The following is an 18,202-nucleotide window of genomic DNA, read 5'->3' as shown; positions in this document are numbered from 1 at the left end:
CTTCAGTTGGATCTGACGCTGACGAACTCTGTCAGCAGTTGGCCGGAGAAATAGCCCCCAGCGACGGCGAACTGCCCGTGGAGATCACGGTGCACGTCGCCTTGTCGACGAACTGATAGGTGAGTCTCGCGCTGAAGTTCGATGCGCTGGAACTGCCCTTGCCGTAGACCCAGATCTGCAGCGTCCCGCCCGCGGGCACCAGCACGTTGCCAGTGGTGGGATTGCCCGCGTTCTGGTTGCTGCAACTCGCTTCGGTTCCCACGATCGGGTTGCAGTTGTCATTGGTGCCGTTGTCGGTGTAGACGTTCTCGACACCAGGGCTGTTGTTTCCGACACCCGGGGCCACATTGCCGTTGACGATTCCGAAGCCCGTGATCTGGAAGATCACGGCGCCCGGGGTGGGATTCGAGAGCGTGACCGGCACCTGCAGATGGTTGAAGCTGTCTCCGGGATTCTTGGGACCGCAGCCCTTCGCGCTGGAACCGGTCGTGCCACACGCGCCCGACCAGTCGACGGTGGGCGGCGGCGGAGCGCTCGCAGATGCCATGGGCGCGGTCACGGACACAGCCACGACGGGCACAGCCCACGCCATAGCTTTCGTCACGGTGCGACGGCTGACGCCGTTCGGCTCGGATCGTTCGATTTCTGCCATGGACTCGCGTCTTTCTGGGCTCGGGTTGGACGTCGATGTGGAGCGATGACTCTGAAATGGTATCCCACAGGTGAGCCCGCGCGATACAGCCAGGTACCCCCCTTAACGGGGCTGGTGCCGTGCGTAACGGGGCCGTGCGTATTTCGCCGAGCGGTATTGGGTGTCGGCGTGGCTTACGCCGACTCGGCTTGCGTGCGACCCGGCAATCGAGTCGAGCTCGGGTCACTGACGTACGCCTGCACGTAGGCGGCCGCGTGATACGGCGAAGCATCGCTGCCCTTCAACGGCACCTTGTTGAGCACGAGCCCGAGTGCACGGCCGTTGACCTTGCGCAATGCGTCGAGCGCTCGCTCGACGAAATCGTAGTTGGTCTTTCCGACGCTCACAACGAGGATCGCCCCATCGGCCTGCTGTGTGAGCACAGCACCGTCGGTCACGGCAAGCAGCGGTGGCGCATCGATGATGAGGGTCGCGTGCTTCGCGAGGTCGTCGAGCAACTGCCGCATACGGTCGGATCCGAGCACCTCACTCGGATTCGGCGGGATCGTCCCGGCCGCGAGCACGAGCAGGTTCGTGTCGTGCGGAGTGCGTTGGAGCACATCGGCAAGCAGAGCACGGCCTGCCAGCACATCGCTGAGGCCGGCATCCCCGGGCAGCTCGAGGTTGGACGCCACCATCGGGCGGCGGAGGTCGCCGTCGATGAGCACCACCTGCTCGCCACTGCGCGCGAGCGTCAGTGCGAGGTTGCAGGCGATGGTGGACTTGCCGTCGCCGGGCAACGGACTGGTGACGACGATCTTCCGCGGCGGATTATCGACATCCATGAATCGCAGATTCGTACGCAGCGAACGCAGTGCCTCCGCGATCGGAAAGGTGTGCTCGTCGGCACTGCCAGTCAGCAATGCGCTTGTACCGCGAACTGCTGCGGAGGCGGGAATCATCCCCATGACCGGAACGTGGAGCTTCGCTTCGACGTCGTCGGTCGCCCTGACGCGCCGGTCGGACCCGGTGCGAATCAACGCGAATGCGACGCCGACACCGAGGCCGAGTACACCGCCGACAATGAGGGCGGTGCGTGTGTCCGGAAAGACCGGCGTGCTCGGCACGGTGGCCGCGGCTGCGGCGTAGATGCTGATGTCGGTGGGAGAGTCATCACCGTCGACGGCTGTGACCGTCGCGGCCAACGCATCGATCCACGCTTGGGCGAGGGCCGCGGCCTCCTGCGGAGCGTTCGCTCTGGCGGTGACCCTGATGATGGCGGTGCCGTCCGGATTCTCGACGGTGATCCGCGTTGCGACCGATTCGGGGCTCACCGTGAGCCCCAATTCATCGATCGCACGCTCCGCGACTTCTTTCCACCCCGCCATGTCGAGCAGTGTCGGCACTTTCGTGCGGGCGGTGCTTTCATCGTTGAAGAGCTGCCCGTCGTCGTACGCCGTCTTCGCTTGAACGACCCCACTCGCAGTCGCCTCGTAGACGGGCGTCTGCAGCAGTGACCAACCGTATGCTGTGCCGACGCCGAGCAGGGTCATCAAGGCGATCGCCAACCAGTGACGGCGCAATCCGCGAAGGTAGTCGCGCAGTTCCATGCGCCCCCCTGGGTGTCAGCGTCCGCCGACCGGGCGGCCGACTGCTCTATCGTAGGGCAGTGCGATTGAGAGTCCGCGCTGATCAGCTGGTGGCGCGAATCCCGCGCCTGTGGCTTCCGAGGCATCCGCGGACTGCCGCAGTGCCATGGCGCCGAGGCAGATGCCGGCGATGACGAACGGCACCGAGGTCTGAACGCCGACCCAGAACAGGTCGAATTGCGACTGAACGATGCGACTCAACACGGCCGCGAGGGCAAGTGTGCCGTACACCCGGTCGACGCGCGAGAGCACGACCGTGAACCCGACCCACATGATCGCAAACGCAGCGAGCCCGACGAGACCCGCGGAGGCGACCACTTCGAGCTCGGCCTGCGGCGGTTGGTATGGCAGCGTCGGGTCGACATACCAGAATCGCAGACCGTGACCGAAGATCGGTGCGTGCTTCCAGTAGGCGTACACCTCGCGGAACCATTCGAGCCGCTGGAATGTCGAATTATGCCGGTTCTGTGAATCGAGCTGTTCGAGAACCATCGACACCGCGAGCCACACTGCCGGTACCGCGAGCGCCAGCAGCACCTTCGACTGGCCGCCACGACGTAGTGCGATCACGATCGCCGCGACGACGAGCCCCATCCACGCTTGGCGCGACTGGCTCATCGCGATTGCAATGAGCAGCAGCCAGAGCGCCGGGCGCGTCCACCGGGTCGAGAGACCCGCCCACGGCGGATGCACGTACGCGATCAGCGCGACGAATGCGAGCGCAGTACCGACGAAGTTCTTGTGCATCGGCCACGGTATCTGCGGGTAGACCGGACCGAAGTTGCCTCCTGCGTACTGGATGACGCCTGAGATCACCGTTCCGGCGCCAAGCACGCACCCGGCAGCCAGCATCGCAGTGAAGGCCCACCTCGCGTAGCCAGCCCGACCGATCGCCCAGCCGACGATCAGTGCGCCCGAGATCAGCAGCCAGGCATGAAACCATTCGACGGTGTTCTGCCAGAACGGGTTGACGATCACCGTGGTGAGGGTCGCGAATTGGTAGCCGAAGTTGAACCACAGCATTGCTCGCAACTCGCGACTGTAGGGCCGGTGGCCCAGCAGCAGCGCGGTTCCGAACGCAGCCGCGAGGGCGACATCCGACGCAGAGATATCGGCTCCGCCAATACCCGCTCGCTGGGCGACGAAGAGCGCCGGCATCGCCATCAGTGCGATCGCGAGCGGCTTCGACATAGTGAGCACGGCTCCGACGACGAGCGCCGCGAGCACGATGCCGTTCACGAGCGCCCCATTGCCCGCGCGTTCCAGCAAGAGGTAGGTGGCGACCACTGTGCCAGCAGCCAGGAGCGACCAACGCCAGGCATCCGCCCACCAGTCCGCGACACGCTCGCGCCACGGCGCTCGATCCACGTTCGCAATCATCACGGTGCCCCCTCGACGAGCAGGCCACGTGCGGCGAGGTCCTCGAGGAACGCGCTCACATGAAATGCGATCTCGTCGACCGGTCCGTCGACCTGTGTCATGACCCGATGGACGATTTGCTCCCGGTCATACTGCGTCGCCTCGTTGAAGATCACAGCAGCGACGCCGTCGAGCACGAGGATCGGCCCGTCAGGCAACGGTGCGAGATAGATCGCATCACCGAAGGCCTCGAAGCCGACGTCTGGCGCAAGCGCATACCTCATCGGGCCGGAGATCCTTCACCTGGAGGGCGCTCATCGTGCAGGCTCTCGTAAATGTCGGCGACGAAGGCTGCGACGGCGTCAGTGCCCACCTCAGGACCGCCGGCAAGCAGGCCGTCGATGCCGAGCAGCACAGCGGCAGGTGTGCCCCAATCGGCGATCGAAGCGCGCACGTTGCCCTCCGGGTCGTGCAGCGACTGCGGGTGCTCGAGTTCGGTGACCGCACTGTCGGCAGGCAGCAGGGTCACCAGCATCCGCACGTCAACCTCAGGCAGCAGCGCACGCCATTCTGGGACGCGTTCGATCACGGGTAGACAGGGGACGCAGGTCTCGGAGACCGCGAGCAGCAGGACCGGCCGTGTGCTCGAGAGATCACGCAGATTGGCAGCAGTGCCATCGCCGAGCGTCACCGGAACTGCTGGAGTGCGAGTACGCACGTAGTCGAGTTCGTCACCGGCCAGGGCGTTCGACGGTGAGCCCTGCTTCTCTTCAGGACTGCGCCAGACAGTGACCGCGGCGGTGAAGGCCGCTGCTCCGAGCGCAACGACCCAGCCCCATTCGGTGCCGACCGCGGCGAGCACGCCGCCGAAGAGCGGCGCCACCCAGATCGTGGACGCTGTGAGCATCGCGAGCAACAAGAGCCAGGCATTGCGCATCACGGTTACCCGGGTGACCGGTGCAAGTTCACCGAAGCAGGCGCAGGTGGCATCAGTGCCGGTCTGCCGCGCCTTCGACCAGGCGCGGCCGATCAACAAAGTGTAGGCAGCCATCAGCACGACGCACGCGAGCGCAGCGAGCAAGCCGAGCAGTCCCCCGAACAACGCCAGCGCGAGACCGAGAATCAGCTCGCACCATGGATGCAACAGCAGCAGCCATCGGTGGCGGAATACGGCGGGCACGCCCAGCTCGGCCCATCCGGCAAGATTGTCGGGGCGGCGGATTTTTCCGACGGCGCTCGCGACCATGACCGCCGCGAGGATGAGCGCGGGGGCGGCGAGGAGAGCGGTCGGCACGAAATGATCCTACCGAGGCGACCCATATACACTCATTCCCGGGCCAGTACGGCCGCCGCGGTAGCGAGGGAACGATGAGAACACCGGCACAGGGCGACGGCCTCTTCTCTCAGTTGAGACGATTGCTCGAGATCGCGGGCGCGCGCCCAGCGGTCTGGGTTGCGACGACCGTTGCGGCGTCGCTCGTGCTCGCCGCACTCGACACGCTGGGCGTGGCCGCGATGGTGCCGCTCACGCAGCTCATCGGAGGAGCCGACACCGACTCGGGAGCGCTCGCCGTGATCTCGGACCTCCTCGGCACGAGCGATCCCACCACGCTCATCCCGATCGTGGCCGGTGTGGTCGCCGTGCTGTTCGTGGTGAAGAGCCTCGTGTCGATCGTCTTCCGCTGGCAGCTGCTGGGGCGCACATCGCGGGTCTCGGCAGACGCCGCCTCCGCCCTCCTTCGAAGCTACGTCCTCGCCCCGTACGCAGCGCATCGCGCGCGCCGACTGCGAGAGATCTATCGAAGCGTCAACGACGCCGTCTCGCAGGCGACCTCGGTGCTGCTCGCGGTCGTCAGTATCTGCACCGACCTGGCCGTGCTAGTCGCGATCACCGTGGTGCTGGCGATCACGGACCCTGTCGTCACCATCGTCACTGTGCTCGTGTTCGGCATATTCGTGGTCGGCCTACAGCGCGTTCTGCGCCGTACACAGACTCGACTCGGCGAGGAATCGGCAGAACTGAGCCTCGTGGCATGGCAGTATCTGCTGCCGAGTCTCGACGGCTTCCGGGAGGCCAGACTCAGCTCACGCGGCGAAGACTTCGTGCAGGGCTACCGGAGTGCTCGCTTGCGCGGTGCACGTCTCGGCCGCGACATGGGAATCATCGGAGACATTCCGCGCTACACGCTGGAGATCGGGTTCGTCGTCGCAGTCGCCGCGATCTCGGTCTACCTCTTCAGGGTAGGGACCCCTGCGCAAGCGCTCGTCGTGCTGGGTGTGTTCGCAGCGGCCGCGCTCCGCGCCCTGCCCACCCTCACCCGGGTGTCCTCGAACATCGCAACTCTGCGCACCGGGCAGGCGGGGTTGCGAATCTTCCTCGCGTCAGCCGAAGAGCTTCGGAGCGGCGGCGAACACGACGAGCAGCCCCGCGATCAAGCCCGATATCTCGGAGACCTCGTGCTCGACGGGGTCGAGTTCCGATATCCCGACGCCGATGCACCGGTGCTCGATAATCTGTCGCTGCGCATCCCGCGGAACACCACGATCGCATTCGTCGGGTCGAGCGGGGCTGGAAAGAGCACGCTGATCGATCTCGTGCTCGGGCTGCTGGAGCCTACCCGTGGCTCGATCGAGTGCGGCGGCCGTCCCATCGCCGACGACCTCGCGGCGTGGTATGCGGGCCTCGGGGTCGTCCCGCAGGATGTCTTCTTGTTCAACGACACAGTGGCAACAAACGTGGCATTTGAAATCGACCCCGATCGAGTCGACGTTGCCCGTGTGCGTGAGGCCCTTGCGATGGCGCAGCTCGATGAGGTCATCGCGGCCATGCCCGACGGTGTTCACACGGTCGTCGGCGAACGCGGGGTGCGCCTGTCGGGCGGGCAGCGCCAACGCTTGGGCATCGCGCGTGCGCTGTACCGCCGCCCTACTGTGCTGGTGCTCGACGAGGCGACCTCCGCGCTGGACAATGAGACCGAGCACCAGATCTCTCAGACTCTTGCGAGGCTCAGCGGCACGATGACGATCCTGATCGTGGCTCACCGGCTATCAACGGTCCGCCATACCGACACTCTGGTATTCCTCAAGGATGGTCATATCGAGGCACAGGGGGCATTCGAGGAGGTTCGAGCCGCAAGCACCGAGTTCGCCCGGCTCGTCGAGCTCGGCCGGCTCGACTGAGTTCAAGACCGCAGACGCCCGGCTTCAACGAGTGCGACCTTGAGGTTCCCCCACGCCCATGCCCAGTCGTGAGCCTCGGCCCACGCACGGGCCTCCGCCCCCATCCACCGTCGGAGTTCGGCGTCCTCGGCTAGCGACTCGATCTCCCTGGCGAGCGCCGCCGGGTCGTCGGGCGGTACGAGCCTGGACGTTGGGGCGACGATCTCGGCGATACCCCCGATCCGGCTCGCGACGATTGGGAGCCCCGAGGCCAGGCCTTCACCGACTGTGAGCGGGCACGGGTCGGGCCAGCGGGACGGTACGACGAAAACGTCAGCGTCGGAGAGCAGAGTTGGAAGCGACTGGCGATCGACGAAAGGCTCGAATCTGATGCTCGCGGCGCTCCCGCCGGCGAGCTGTCGGAGTTGCCTCTCGTAGTCCGAGAGTGGTGCGTCCCGTGCGAATCCGGCACTGCCCACAATGAGGAACTCCACATTCCGACTTCGCACCATCGTCGCGGCTCGGACTAGGATCTCGGCACCTTTGTCCGGTATCACGCGACCCACGAACAACACGCGGACGCGCCCGTCGGGACTGACGGACGGGATGAGGGCAGTGGCATCGACTGGAGCGGCGCGGGCGGGTGGGGCAAACCGGAGTGTGTCCGCCCCGTTGTGTACGACCTGGACACGATCGGCCAGCTGACGGGGCAGCCGGGCCCGCGTCGACCTTGCGAGCGATTCGCTCACGCAGATGATCGCGGCAGCGCCGTCGAGCATCCGTCCGGCCTCGGCCCGCGAGTAGGTGCGAAGGAGTTCGTTGTGCGCGTACAGCACGACTCTATGGTCGGTATTTCGGAGCAGCCGGACCAGCACCGGTGCGTTATGAGCGAGGACGATTCCGGGAGGAAGTGCGCGAACCGCATCGGCTATCGGGCGATAATACGATGCAGTCGCCGGCCGACTCCCGCCAATCGCTCCGAGCAGAGCGTCGAGGCGGCGGGTGCACCCGCTTGGCGCCCGCACTCCCGTGTACTCCACGATTTCTGCACTCCCGTAGCGCGGCCGGTAAGTCGAGCCGTCGATGACGACGTACTGTTTGGTGTCGCCTGAGGCGATCGCCGCGGAGGCCAGCGAGTTCACTACCGTGGGGATCGCCGATCCCGTCCGGGGCGAGAAATGGTCACCCGGGGTAATGGTGTGGATGATCGTCGGACTCGACATCAGGCATATCCCCAAGCGCTCAGCAGTTGAGAGAACCGCTGCGCGATGGTGTGCTCAGACAGAGTTCGGCGCCGACTCTGCTCTGCCATGGCTGACGCCAGTGACGGCTGTCGGAGAAACGGCATGACCAGCTCCACCAGTTCGTCGGCATGCGACCAGTGGATCATTTCCGTACCCTGTTCGAAGAACTCGGGCACATGAATGCCGTCGCTGACGATCACCCCGCCCGCACCGCCGATCTCGAAGACCCGAGGGCTCACTCCGGTGCCTGGGCTGCGATGGCCGTTCACGCAGATCCTGGCATCACCCGAGATCGAGATGGAGCAGGCCAGGCTCACCTCGCCCTGATGCTCGATCCAGTCGGACGGCGAGACCCATTCCGGCCACAGTCTGCCGACTACATCGACGGCAACACCGGCCTCGACCAAGGCCCGTACTGCAGCACGCCGGCTCGGGTACGGCGCTCCGAGTACGAGGGGTCGTCGAGACGGGGTCGCAGGCGCTGGCGCTGCGGCGATGGGAGCGAAACCTTGCGGAACATAGTCGAAACCGATGCCCAGCGCCTCAGTGAGGGAGTGAGCCTCACTCGGGTTGAAGGTCGCGCGATGATCGAAGGAGGCGAAATCGAGTGCTGAACGCGGGAGCGTCTCGAAGTCGTCGAGCAGCCACACCCCCGATGCCGTCGCCAGCCCGCTCAGTTCGTACAACGTCTCATCGTTCGCCAGCCGTTCCGCATTGACGAACAGAGCCAGATCGAATGACGACACGTTCCGGCGCACGAACGCCTGAAAGCGCGACTGCTCAGACCAGAGGTAGTCGCGCTGTACGCCGAACGCCCGGGGCAGACTGACCGTTAGCGCGCGCCGTGCACGGGTGAGAAAGTCGTACTGGCGCAAGCCCACATAGAAGGTGACGTCGTGTCCGAGTGACGTCAATGCCTGCTTGTAGGTCGCGGTATACCCCCGATAGCCGATCCCCACCAGAAGTATCCTCACCCGACGACACTAACGCGCCGCACCGCAAGTGCGAGTGAGCGGCCGACGGCTCGACTGGTGCATTCTCATCGCACCGATCGTGCGACGGAGATCAACTCACTCAACCTGCGCACGTATGAGTCGGTCCCATACTTCTCCCGTGATGCCTCACCGATGCATGGGTCGGGCGCGATCCGACCCGAGAGGATCTCGATGACCGCATCGGCGAACCGGGCAGGCTCGTCGATGACCGCGAATGGGTGTCGTCCACGGTCGTCGACCACGCCTTCCGCGCCGACTGTCGTAGAGACCACAGGAAGATCGCGCACGAGCGCGTCGATGGTCTTGAATTTCACACCTGCGCCAGAGTGCAAGGGAACGACCGCGAGCGCAGCATCCGCATAGAGCGGTTCGAGATCCTCGACGTAGCCTGTCACGACAACATCAGGTAGCTGCTCGGCGATCTCGTAAAGAGCCAAGGGCGGGTGGGCACCGGCGATAACAAGTCTTGCGTCAGGGATGGCAGCGATAACTCGCGGCCAGACATCGTTCAGGAGCCACACAGCGGCTTCCACGTTGTCGCGGCGGTTGAATGCGGCGACGAACAGTGCTGATGGCCGGTAGATCCCCTGACGAGGGTTCGGATCCGTTCCTGACTCCCACAACGGAGGATCGACCCATTCGGTCGCGCTCCGTCGGCGGGACCGTCCTGAGATGCGCGCATCCTTCTCACTCAGAGTCACGAGGACGTCGGCTGCATTCGATGAAAGTCCTTGAGTGGCAGCGGCCGAGGCGGTTCGCCATGAGCGCCACAGAATCCTCCTCGGAGTTCGCTGGTGCAGGGCGGCGTGCAGCCATCTCGTCTCACGCTGAAGAAGGATGTCATGTGCGAACAGCATCGTTGGAGTGGAACCCCGCGCAGCGCGCAGTGCAAACGCCATCTCCGACCAGTGAGCTTCGATCAGGTCAGCGCCTCCCATAAGTGAGACGACGGCCGGATCCTTCAGGATCGCCGAGCGACGACTCGGTTCCAGCCAGTGCGGGAGGATGAAGCGGCCGGCCCGATCGATGAGTCGGGTCGTCCGGCCAATACGCGATTCGACGAGCACGACATGGTCGGGGTGATCCGTGTGGCGGATACCCTCCAGGTTGAGTTCGGTTCTCGGCGCGACGATCGTAACATCGTGGCCGAGCGTCCCGAGGGCGTCAATGTGGCGCCGGTAGAACTCACCCCCTGCATGCGGGATACCCGGATACGGGACGAACAGCGAGAAGCTGACAATGTTCATGTCGGATGCCGACGCAATAGGCACGGAAAGTCCGATCCAGTCGGGGCTCCCTGGGTGGCCCAGCCGACGAACGCGTCACGCCGGCGGGGCTTGCCGACGGCGCCGACCGCGGCGAGGACGGGCACGCTTGGGGAGAGGGCGTCGGGCGACATGAAGCGATCCTAGCGACGCAGCGGTGCCATCCGGGGGTCTGCGCACGACGACGGAACGGATCCATCAACACGTGGTCGGCTGTTCTGGCAGTGGCCGACTATTGCGGCAGTAAGCTGTGGTCGTGCGGATCGGTGAATCGGTGAAGGCGGTTCAACGCCGGTGGAACAAGCTCCAAGCACGGAATCCGGTAAGCCTCTGGGCGAGCCGTACGTCGGCCGATCTCACAAGCCGACTCTCCCCCTCGGATTTCTGGTATGGGCGATATCCGCACACGTTCCTCGAGCGACGACTGCCGGAAGTAGATGACGCACCCTTGGAGGTGCCCGAGGTCATCTGGTGCTTCTGGACGGGCACCAACCCCCTGACCCCGAACCGTGCCGCGTCCTTGGAGCAGATGCGCGAGATCAACCCACTGACACCCGTTGAGCTGATCACCCCGGATCGCCTCGCGAGCTTCGTGGTATCGACGCACCCCTTGCCCTCCGCCTACGACGATCTCTCTCTCGTCCACCGTGCGGACTACCTGCGCGCGTACTTCCTGCACCACTACGGCGGCGGGTACTCCGACCTCAAGCGCCTGCGAAGTCCCTGGCGACCGGCACTCGACCGCTTGCGGGCGTCTGACGAATGGCTGCTGGGCAATCGGCTCACGCACCCCGCGTGGGCAGGCCAAGCTCCAGGGCGCCTCGGCACCCACTTGAGACGCTATTACCGGCAGATCGCCTCCGAAAGCACGCTCATCACGAAGTCCCATTCGCCGCTCACCTGTGAGTGGCTCCGCGAGGTCGAACGACGCCTCGAGTACTACGCCCCCGCCCTGGCCGAATCGAAGGGTGGGATCTGGGGACAGGATTCCGACTATCCGATCTCCTGGACCGGACTGCTCGCCGACGTGCTACATCCCCTGTGTCTGAAGTACCGCGATCGGGTGCTCCTTGACGAATCGATCGCCTGGGACGAGGGCACCGCCTATCGATAGTCCAGCACATGATGGGGTGCCTACGTTTCAGACGATGTCAGCGACTTGCCACGATCACGCGATCGAGAGCATCGAGCAGTTTCGCGCTCGCGACCGGGTCGACTTTGCGGCAGAAGGGGGATCCTGAGGCGAGCAGCGTCCCGAGGTCGTCGAGGGTCCACGTCGTCGGCTCGTCGCGAGTCGGGTCCCACACCGTGTGGCTGACCGGCGGGAGGAGAGCAGGCGGGCTCCGCCAAGCGAGCGAGGTGACCAGCGCGGACTCGTCTGGGATGATCGACCGGCGATAGATGCGCGGCAGGGTGGAGCCCGGCCCGAAGTCTGTATCGAGCAGTTCGTCGAGCTCCGGTCTGCGGAGTGCGAGCCACTGACTCCCGTACCAGCACGGCGTCGCGGCCCCGAACGGAGAGGGAAGGCGACGAAGCCCCCAGTGGACCCCCCGGCCACGGGTGACAGTGCGGACACTCAGCAGAGGTTCCGCCCGCAACGCGACAGCGTCACGGAGTCGACGGAGGAACTCGCCACTTCGGCCAGGGACATGGATGCCGATCCGGGCCGCGGGCGTACGGAACCATCGGTACTCGTAGCGCGTGAGGGTGTCGGTACCGGTTCCGCGTCGGCGACCCCACCGAGGGCTGTACGCGATCGGTACGGCCGAGCCGAGCCAGCTCGCAGCGGCCATTGCCTCGGTCTCCCATTGCTCGAGTCTCCGGATCGGATAGTCCTGACCTGAGATGAGGCAGACGAGGTCGGGGTCGGTCCACCCGCGTGCAGTGGTCAAGGCGCTCAGCATGGCCTCGACCAGCTCCCATGAACCCCAATCTGCGGCGAGCCCGTGGTCGATGACCTTGATGCGCGCGTCGAGCGAATGCATGGGGAAGATCTCGCGGCGACCGTCGTGCGCGATGAGCACACGCGCATTCGGACTCGAGGCGAGAATCGCGTGCGCGAGTCGGCTCACCTGCCGCCAGTCTTTGTGACTGAGGATCACGTAGCAAGCCCGAGCCCGCTGGATCGGCGATGCGAGCGACGATTCACCTGTGTCCACCCAGCCAGCATAGGATCGATGCGGTGCGTGGGTGATCGCGCCGGTGACCGGAGCCGAATTTATCCGGGCGGGCGGAGCTTGGGGTCGTGGACGAGGCAGTTCGGCTCAGCGTGTGCATCGTCACCTACGAGCGGGAGGCATTCCTCGAGCGGTGTCTGGCGGCGCTCGCCGCGGAACTCGACGCGGGCGCGGAGGTCGTGGTGGTGGATGCCTCGCACGACGATCACGCCCGCGAGACGGCTCGGGTCATGCCGACGGCGAGGTACATCCACGCACCCGAACTGGCCGGGTGGATGACGAGATCGCGCAACGAGGCACTCCGGCATGTTCGCGGAGAGCTCGTCGCATTCCTCGATGACGACGTGGTCGTACGGCGGAGCTGGCAGGCGGCCCTCGAGGCGGCTTTCGCCGCAGAAGATGTCGATGCAGTTGCCGGTCGCACCTGCAATGGGCTGCCGGGAGAAGATCGGTACGACCGGCCGATCGGTCGTCTCCTTCCGGACGGTACGCTCACCGACGGCTTCGCAGCCGATGTTCCGGATCTCGTCGACGTCGACCACGGTATCGGCGCGAACATGGCGTTCCGTCGGTCAATGATTGCGACCCTCGGGGGGTTTCGCGATGACTACCCGGGCACCGCGATCCGCGAAGACACGGACATGTTCCTCAGGGTGCGGGCCTTGGGGGGGCGCTCGGTGTTCGCGCCCGATGCGGTCGTCGACCATCTACCCGCCCCCCACGTGCGCGGCGCCCGGTTCGATACCCGCTACAAGCTGTACGGTCGGCGCAACCATATGGTGTTGCTCGCGCGCGATGCGGGCATCGGTTCATCCACACTGCGGAGGTGGGTGGGCCTGCAGTTCCAGAGCGTCCGCGGTGCCGCGGGCCTGCGAGCCAGAGTTCAGCGTCTCGGCGTGACGACCGTCGGGGTCGTCTGGGGGGCGGGAGCCATGCTGAGGAGTGCGGGATGGCGACCGACCCCGCCGCAGCGGACCGACCCGATCGGCAATGAACTGCGGCGCGTCCTGAGCAGCACCCGCGACTGACTGTCGCCGCACCTGGACAGTGCAGGCACGACGATCGATCAATCCCCGTCTACTCTCTACTCGCCGAGGAGTCTGAGTAGTGATGCGGTAGTCCCAGACCAGGTGAATTCGTTCGCGCGTTCCGTGGCCGCGAGCTTCATCGTCGCGAGACGACGGCGATCACGCACCCACTCCTCGAGCACTGCGGCGACCTGGTCGGGGGCATCGGCATCGACGAGCGCCCCGGCGTTGCCGACGCCCTCAGGGATGCCCCCACGCCTTGTGGCGATGATCGCACAGCCCGAGGCCATGGCTTCGAGGCTTGTGAGCGGGAAGGGGTCGTCTACACGCGAAAGGACGCATGCCACGTCGTGCTGCCTGATCTGGTCGGCAAGAGCATCGTGCGGCATCCAGCCGAGCATGACCCCCTCGGCGGATTCCATCGCCGCTTTCACGCTGCGCGCATACGCTTCCGCATCGTCGGCGCTATACCCGAACGTGCGCACATCACCGATGAGGGTGATCTCCACTGGGAGCCCCGCCTCGCGGAGTTGCGCCACCGCCGCCGCGGCGATTTCATGCCCCTTGTTGGGATCAATACGCCCGTGTGAGATCACGCGTACCGGATCGCGGACCTCGAGGTAGGCAGCACGCGGGCGGAACCGCTCGTGGTCGACTCCGCTATAGATCACCTCGATCCGCTTCGAGGGAAGATATCGTTCCGTCGTCCATTCCGCAACGGCTTGGCTCACGGCGACAACCGCGACGCGGTCAGAGAGCGTTGCGAACGGCCGAGTCTCCGCACCTTCCAGCCTGTTGTGCAGCCAAAGCACAGTGTGCCGCGCGAGGCCCGCGGCATCCAACCGGTGGGCAGTGCCTGGGTCGTTCGCCACCACGATGGCGTCAATCGGCCGCGAGACGGACCGGAGTGCTCGCTTGACTCCGCGAAGGTAGGGGCCGTAGTCGTGCCACGTCCATCCGTTAAGGCGCGCGTGCGCAGTGTTCGCCTTGCGCAAGAGCGTTGGCATCGGATGCGCCGAACCGTGGTGGAGACGAACGACCTGACCCTCTGGAAAGACCTCGTGTCCATCGTCGGGTGTGATGATCGTGACCGAATGCCCTGATCGTTGCAGTTCACCCGCCAGGTGCCGTGTGATGGTCGCGATGGCGCCTGCCCATTGAGGACTGTAGTACTCGCCGAGGGGTAAGACGAATGCGAGGTGCATGGCTCAGCTCGCCTCGGTGCCGAGGAGTCCCGCGGCGCTCGCGAGACCATTCCAGGTCCTCGCCCACGTGAGCGATTCCGCACGTTGGCGTGCCCGTACGCCCCATGACGCCCTCGCCTCCGGGTCGCGGATGAGTTCGTCGAGCACATCAGCGAGTGCCTCCGCGTCATCGCGGGGGAAGAGGAATCCTGCCCCAGCGATCAGTTCGGGTGTGCCTCCGGTGGAGCTTCCGACCACAGCCTGCCCACTGGCGAGGCCCTCGAGAATCGTCAGCGCGCAAGGCTCATCCCAGCGTGATGGAGTGACGTGGATGTCGCTCGCCGCAAGTGCACTCGGGATCTGTCCACGCTCCAGATGACCGGTGCGAACGACCTCGATGCCGTGCCGCTCGAGGTCGGCAATACGCGCGTTCAGTCGGTCGTAATACGGATTGCCGCTCGAGAACCCGAAGTTCGTGTCGCCGACAATCTGCAGACGGAAGCGGGTCCCTCGTTCCGCAACGCGGACGCAGGCATCCGCCAGGGTGTCGGGCGCCTTCTCCACAGAAAGCCGTCCGACAAAGCCGATGGTCGGGAGAGGCGAGGTGCGCTCGGTTCCGAACTGCTCGGTATCGACACCGTTGAGTACGGTCGACACCGTGAACGGGCGCAGCTTGTAGACCTGCTCGATCGCGCGCGCAACATAGGCACTGACCGCCACTGAGCGGAGCTTGCGGTCACGTGCATAGTGGCGACGGAACCGATCACTCGACATCTCGAGATTGTGGAACCAGTGGACGACCTGCACCGAAGGGAGGCGCTTGCTGAGAAACACCGCGACCTCGGGGTCGTTGTTCACGATTGCGACCTGCGGGCGGAGCCGTTTGAGTTCAGCGAGCACATCGCGTGCGTAGACCCACTGATCCGGTGCCCGCCAGCCGTTCAACCGACGGCGAATACGAAGCAGCTTGGCCGGCAATGGTGCCGGCCACTTTATCCCTCGCACGAACCGCAAGTCAGGCCACTCGTACTCGTCGACACCGATGGCTGCACGCGTGATGACCGGGCAGTCGTAACCCTCGCTGATCGCGGCGCGCCCCACGTTGAGCACGCAGGTCGCGATGGCACCACTCACCACCGGCGTGAACGTCTCGCGGCTGTTGTTGACGATCGCGATCGTTGTCTGCGCCATTCGGTTGAAGCTCCCTATCCGCCAGTGAGGTACCGAAGCCCAGAGTAGTGCAGCCCACTCTGGATCTCGGTTCGACATCAGTTCGGCCGGGAGGCGTCTGCTGGGCCCGTCACATGCGCACGAACCGCCTGCGCAGTCGCCCTAATGTGCCGCGGGCGACAAGTATCCCGTACTGCGCCATTGCCTGTACGCGACGCATCGTGGTATCGGCGAAGGTGCGTCGACCCCCCGCTGCTTCGGTGAGAGCCATGACCCATTCGTCGAGCACCGCGTCCGGCTCGTATGCCATGGCACGTTCCATCACGGCGTTTCGAACGGCGCGCTCCAGCCCAGGATCGCCGATCAATCGTTCGATCACGCGAATAATGTTGGCCGAATCTCGTACTACGAAGCCGTCGATCCCATCCCGAACGAGTTCGAGGTAGGCGGGCTCCGCACCGACTAGGGGGATCGCCCCCGCACGCCAGGCGTTGATGAGTCTGGTGGCCGGCTTGTTCAGGAGCGAGTCCCCCGGCGCCGCATCGCGGAGGCACAGCACGACATCGGCCGCGCTGAAGTCGTGCCACCGCTGGTCGCTACCGTCGGTCTTGCCCGGGACATCCACAATGAGCTCGGCTCCAAGACCAGCGAGCGCGTCACGCAGGCGTGGGTCGCGCAGAGTCTCGGGCACCGAGACCGGATTTCCCTTGAACTCGACGGTTCGGATGCCGACGCGCTGGGGGTCACGCACAACGATGCCTCGCTGCGGGAGCGCGGGCAAGTGGATCACTTGCGAACTCGTCCGTTCAGACCAGATCCGTATGCCCGCCTGATTCGGAACAACGACCAAGTCGGCAGTGAGGAGATTTCGATACCAGAGTGGGGCATCGCTTCGGATCAGCGCCGTGCGATATCGGGCTGTGCGCTGCGCGAGCCGCAGCTCGGCGGTTCTCGTCCAGGCGTGCTGAAAGTAGACAACGAGGCTCGAGTCGGCCGGCACTCGGCTACCGATCGTGATTGGTGCGCCGCGCTGGCGAAGCCGGACTCCGAGTTCGAGGAGGTTGTGTCCGATGCCCGAAGCGAAACGCGAAGGCTCGAGGTCCGGATCCCAGTTCTCGGCCGCCGCAGCTGTCTCGCCGTCGATGAAAAAATGCCACCGCAGTTCCTTCATCGTCGGGTCTTCCAGTCTCCGCAGCACGACTTCCATCGCGTCCACGCGCTCGCTCCAATCGACCACCGGCCCGCCGACATGCGCGGGAAATCGCCACTTAGCGGGCAGCGCCGCCGCAACGGCATCCACGAACTCGCCGCCGTCAGCGATTGTGACGCGCGGATCGTCGACGTCGCGGAAACCCGCGACCGCCGTCGAGACGACCGGCCGGCCGACGGCCTGGTACTCGTAGAGCTTGATCGGATCGAGGCTGTCGGTAAAGGCCGTGATGACGTGCGGAACCACGAGCACGTCGGCGTGCTGCAGGTAGCCGATCACCTCCTCCCGCGGTCGCGGGCCGAGCAGCACGACACCGGCAAGGCGTAACAGCTCGTCGTCGCCGGGAGAGAGCACGTTCGGGCCGACGAGTACGAGCGAGGCATCCGGCCCGATTGCGCGCGCCGTCGCCGCGCAGAGCGCGACGTCGATGCGATCGCGATGCACGGTGCCGAGATAGAGCGCTACCGGCCCCCCTGGCAGATCGTGCGGGCGGGCCACCGGCCGACGATAGGCGACGGCATCAACCGCGTTGGGGATGAGCGTCACTGGTCGCACCACCTGCTTGCGCCGCACCAGCTCGGGCGAGCAGACGACGACCACACGGGCGAGTCGCATGAGCGACGCCTCGGTACCGACGATCCGTTCCAGCTCGGCGGCGGGGCGGTCAGCGGCAAGCCAGTCGTCGGTGATGTCGTAGAGCATGGGCCAGCCCGTGCTCTCTGCGAGGACCGCCATGCCGGGATCGTTGATCCAGAGCAGTGGATGCCGCATGCCGAGACGTGCGGCCGCGCGAACGATGCCCGAAGCAAGCCGGCGGTCGGTGCGGGGATCGAACCGCCGAGGCATCCATTTGGTCAGCTGCAACCGGTGCAGGCGACCCGGTGCGATACCGTCGATCTCGCTCAGGCCTGCGCCGACACGCGGTCGACGCTTCGAGCGGAGGTCGTGCGTCGGGTCGGCAGGTGGCTCGACGAACAGCACGCGCAACGCGGGGTCGCGGGCGAGGAGTCCGGCGACGAGGTGCTGGTTGCGCCGCCAAACCGCATCCCAGCCCTCGAGCGATACAACGACGAGATCGGTCATTCGGCTCCGTCCGCGAGGTAGACGATTCAGGGTAGCCGACGCCGAAGA

15 protein-coding genes are annotated in these 18,202 nt (G+C 65.5%); 3 read left to right on the top strand and 12 right to left on the bottom strand.

The genetic code is table 11. From position 1 onward, the window contains the following. Positions 1–31: 31 nt before the first annotated feature. From ACWGST_RS12405 to ACWGST_RS12385, 5 genes are all read right to left on the bottom strand, one after another. Entirely contained in the window at positions 32–652 is a 621-nt protein-coding gene (locus tag ACWGST_RS12405; protein WP_452046975.1) for a hypothetical protein, read from the bottom strand. Between the two features lie 173 nt (positions 653–825). Continuing rightward, the gene (locus ACWGST_RS12400; protein ID WP_452046974.1) at positions 826–2,241 is read right to left on the bottom strand and encodes a polysaccharide biosynthesis tyrosine autokinase; all 1,416 of its coding nucleotides are present in this window, start codon (positions 2,239–2,241) and stop codon (positions 826–828) included. 15 nt (positions 2,242–2,256) lie between these two features. Further along, on the bottom strand, positions 2,257–3,648 hold the full coding sequence (locus ACWGST_RS12395) for an O-antigen ligase family protein (RefSeq protein WP_452046973.1): 1,392 nt from the start codon (positions 3,646–3,648) through the stop codon (positions 2,257–2,259). A gap of 11 nt (positions 3,649–3,659) precedes the next feature. Continuing rightward, a complete protein-coding gene (locus ACWGST_RS12390) occupies positions 3,660–3,923 on the bottom strand; it encodes a PqqD family peptide modification chaperone (RefSeq protein WP_452046972.1) in 264 nt (87 codons plus the stop codon). Continuing rightward, the gene (locus ACWGST_RS12385; RefSeq protein ID WP_452046971.1) at positions 3,920–4,933 is read right to left on the bottom strand and encodes a MauE/DoxX family redox-associated membrane protein; all 1,014 of its coding nucleotides are present in this window, start codon (positions 4,931–4,933) and stop codon (positions 3,920–3,922) included. Before ACWGST_RS12385 ends, ACWGST_RS12390 begins: the two co-directional genes overlap by 4 nt. A gap of 185 nt (positions 4,934–5,118) precedes the next feature. On the opposite strand from ACWGST_RS12385, the gene ACWGST_RS12380 reads away from it, so the two are divergent. Beyond that, entirely contained in the window at positions 5,119–6,819 is a 1,701-nt protein-coding gene (locus tag ACWGST_RS12380) for an ABC transporter ATP-binding protein (RefSeq protein WP_452046970.1), read from the top strand. 2 nt (positions 6,820–6,821) lie between these two features. On the opposite strand, the gene ACWGST_RS12375 is transcribed toward ACWGST_RS12380, so the two are convergent. The 3 genes from ACWGST_RS12375 to ACWGST_RS12365 all read right to left on the bottom strand — a co-directional run bounded on the left by ACWGST_RS12375 (position 6,822) and on the right by ACWGST_RS12365 (position 10,284). Then, on the bottom strand, positions 6,822–8,021 hold the full coding sequence (locus ACWGST_RS12375) for a glycosyltransferase family 4 protein (RefSeq protein WP_452046969.1): 1,200 nt from the start codon (positions 8,019–8,021) through the stop codon (positions 6,822–6,824). Continuing rightward, positions 8,021–9,001 carry a glycosyltransferase family protein gene (locus tag ACWGST_RS12370; protein ID WP_452046968.1) on the bottom strand — a complete coding sequence of 327 codons (981 nt, stop codon included), beginning with the start codon at positions 8,999–9,001 and terminating at the stop codon, positions 8,021–8,023. The genes ACWGST_RS12375 and ACWGST_RS12370 overlap by 1 nt, the downstream gene beginning before the upstream one ends. A gap of 80 nt (positions 9,002–9,081) precedes the next feature. After that, positions 9,082–10,284 carry a glycosyltransferase gene (locus tag ACWGST_RS12365; RefSeq protein ID WP_452046967.1) on the bottom strand — a complete coding sequence of 401 codons (1,203 nt, stop codon included), beginning with the start codon at positions 10,282–10,284 and terminating at the stop codon, positions 9,082–9,084. A gap of 274 nt (positions 10,285–10,558) precedes the next feature. On the opposite strand from ACWGST_RS12365, the gene ACWGST_RS12360 reads away from it, so the two are divergent. Then, the gene (locus ACWGST_RS12360) at positions 10,559–11,416 is read left to right on the top strand and encodes a hypothetical protein (RefSeq protein WP_452046966.1); all 858 of its coding nucleotides are present in this window, start codon (positions 10,559–10,561) and stop codon (positions 11,414–11,416) included. 37 nt (positions 11,417–11,453) lie between these two features. Here the strand turns inward: ACWGST_RS12360 and ACWGST_RS12355 are convergent, their stop codons facing one another. Beyond that, a complete protein-coding gene (locus tag ACWGST_RS12355) occupies positions 11,454–12,404 on the bottom strand; it encodes a hypothetical protein (protein WP_452046965.1) in 951 nt (316 codons plus the stop codon). 143 nt (positions 12,405–12,547) lie between these two features. Here ACWGST_RS12355 and ACWGST_RS12350 point away from each other — a divergent pair, with 143 nt between their 5' ends. Then, entirely contained in the window at positions 12,548–13,507 is a 960-nt protein-coding gene (locus ACWGST_RS12350; protein WP_452046964.1) for a glycosyltransferase family 2 protein, read from the top strand. 56 nt (positions 13,508–13,563) lie between these two features. Here the strand turns inward: ACWGST_RS12350 and ACWGST_RS12345 are convergent, their stop codons facing one another. From ACWGST_RS12345 to ACWGST_RS12335, 3 genes are all read right to left on the bottom strand, one after another. Then, entirely contained in the window at positions 13,564–14,712 is a 1,149-nt protein-coding gene (locus ACWGST_RS12345; protein ID WP_452046963.1) for a glycosyltransferase family 4 protein, read from the bottom strand. 3 nt (positions 14,713–14,715) lie between these two features. Beyond that, on the bottom strand, positions 14,716–15,882 hold the full coding sequence (locus ACWGST_RS12340) for a glycosyltransferase family 4 protein (protein ID WP_452046962.1): 1,167 nt from the start codon (positions 15,880–15,882) through the stop codon (positions 14,716–14,718). A 109-nt stretch (positions 15,883–15,991) separates the two neighbouring features. Next, on the bottom strand, positions 15,992–18,154 hold the full coding sequence (locus tag ACWGST_RS12335) for a glycosyltransferase (RefSeq protein WP_452046961.1): 2,163 nt from the start codon (positions 18,152–18,154) through the stop codon (positions 15,992–15,994). Positions 18,155–18,202: the final 48 nt, after the last annotated feature.

The sequence above is a fragment of the Agromyces sp. NPDC055520 genome, from assembly GCF_053619715.1.
Note: the sequence above shows the minus strand (reverse complement) of the source record. Positions and strands in the feature narration are given on the sequence as shown.

Coding starts and splice junctions, on each gene's coding strand:
- ACWGST_RS12405 (WP_452046975.1), bottom strand. CDS start 652: ATGGCAGAAATCGAACGATCCGAGCCGAACGGCGTCAGCCGTCGCACC.
- ACWGST_RS12400 (WP_452046974.1), bottom strand. CDS start 2,241: ATGGAACTGCGCGACTACCTTCGCGGATTGCGCCGTCACTGGTTGGCG.
- ACWGST_RS12390 (WP_452046972.1), bottom strand. CDS start 3,923: ATGAGGTATGCGCTTGCGCCAGACGTCGGCTTCGAGGCCTTCGGTGAT.
- ACWGST_RS12375 (WP_452046969.1), bottom strand. CDS start 8,021: ATGTCGAGTCCGACGATCATCCACACCATTACCCCGGGTGACCATTTC.
- ACWGST_RS12365 (WP_452046967.1), bottom strand. CDS start 10,284: ATGAACATTGTCAGCTTCTCGCTGTTCGTCCCGTATCCGGGTATCCCG.
- ACWGST_RS12345 (WP_452046963.1), bottom strand. CDS start 14,712: ATGCACCTCGCATTCGTCTTACCCCTCGGCGAGTACTACAGTCCTCAA.
- ACWGST_RS12340 (WP_452046962.1), bottom strand. CDS start 15,882: ATGGCGCAGACAACGATCGCGATCGTCAACAACAGCCGCGAGACGTTC.
- ACWGST_RS12335 (WP_452046961.1), bottom strand. CDS start 18,154: ATGACCGATCTCGTCGTTGTATCGCTCGAGGGCTGGGATGCGGTTTGG.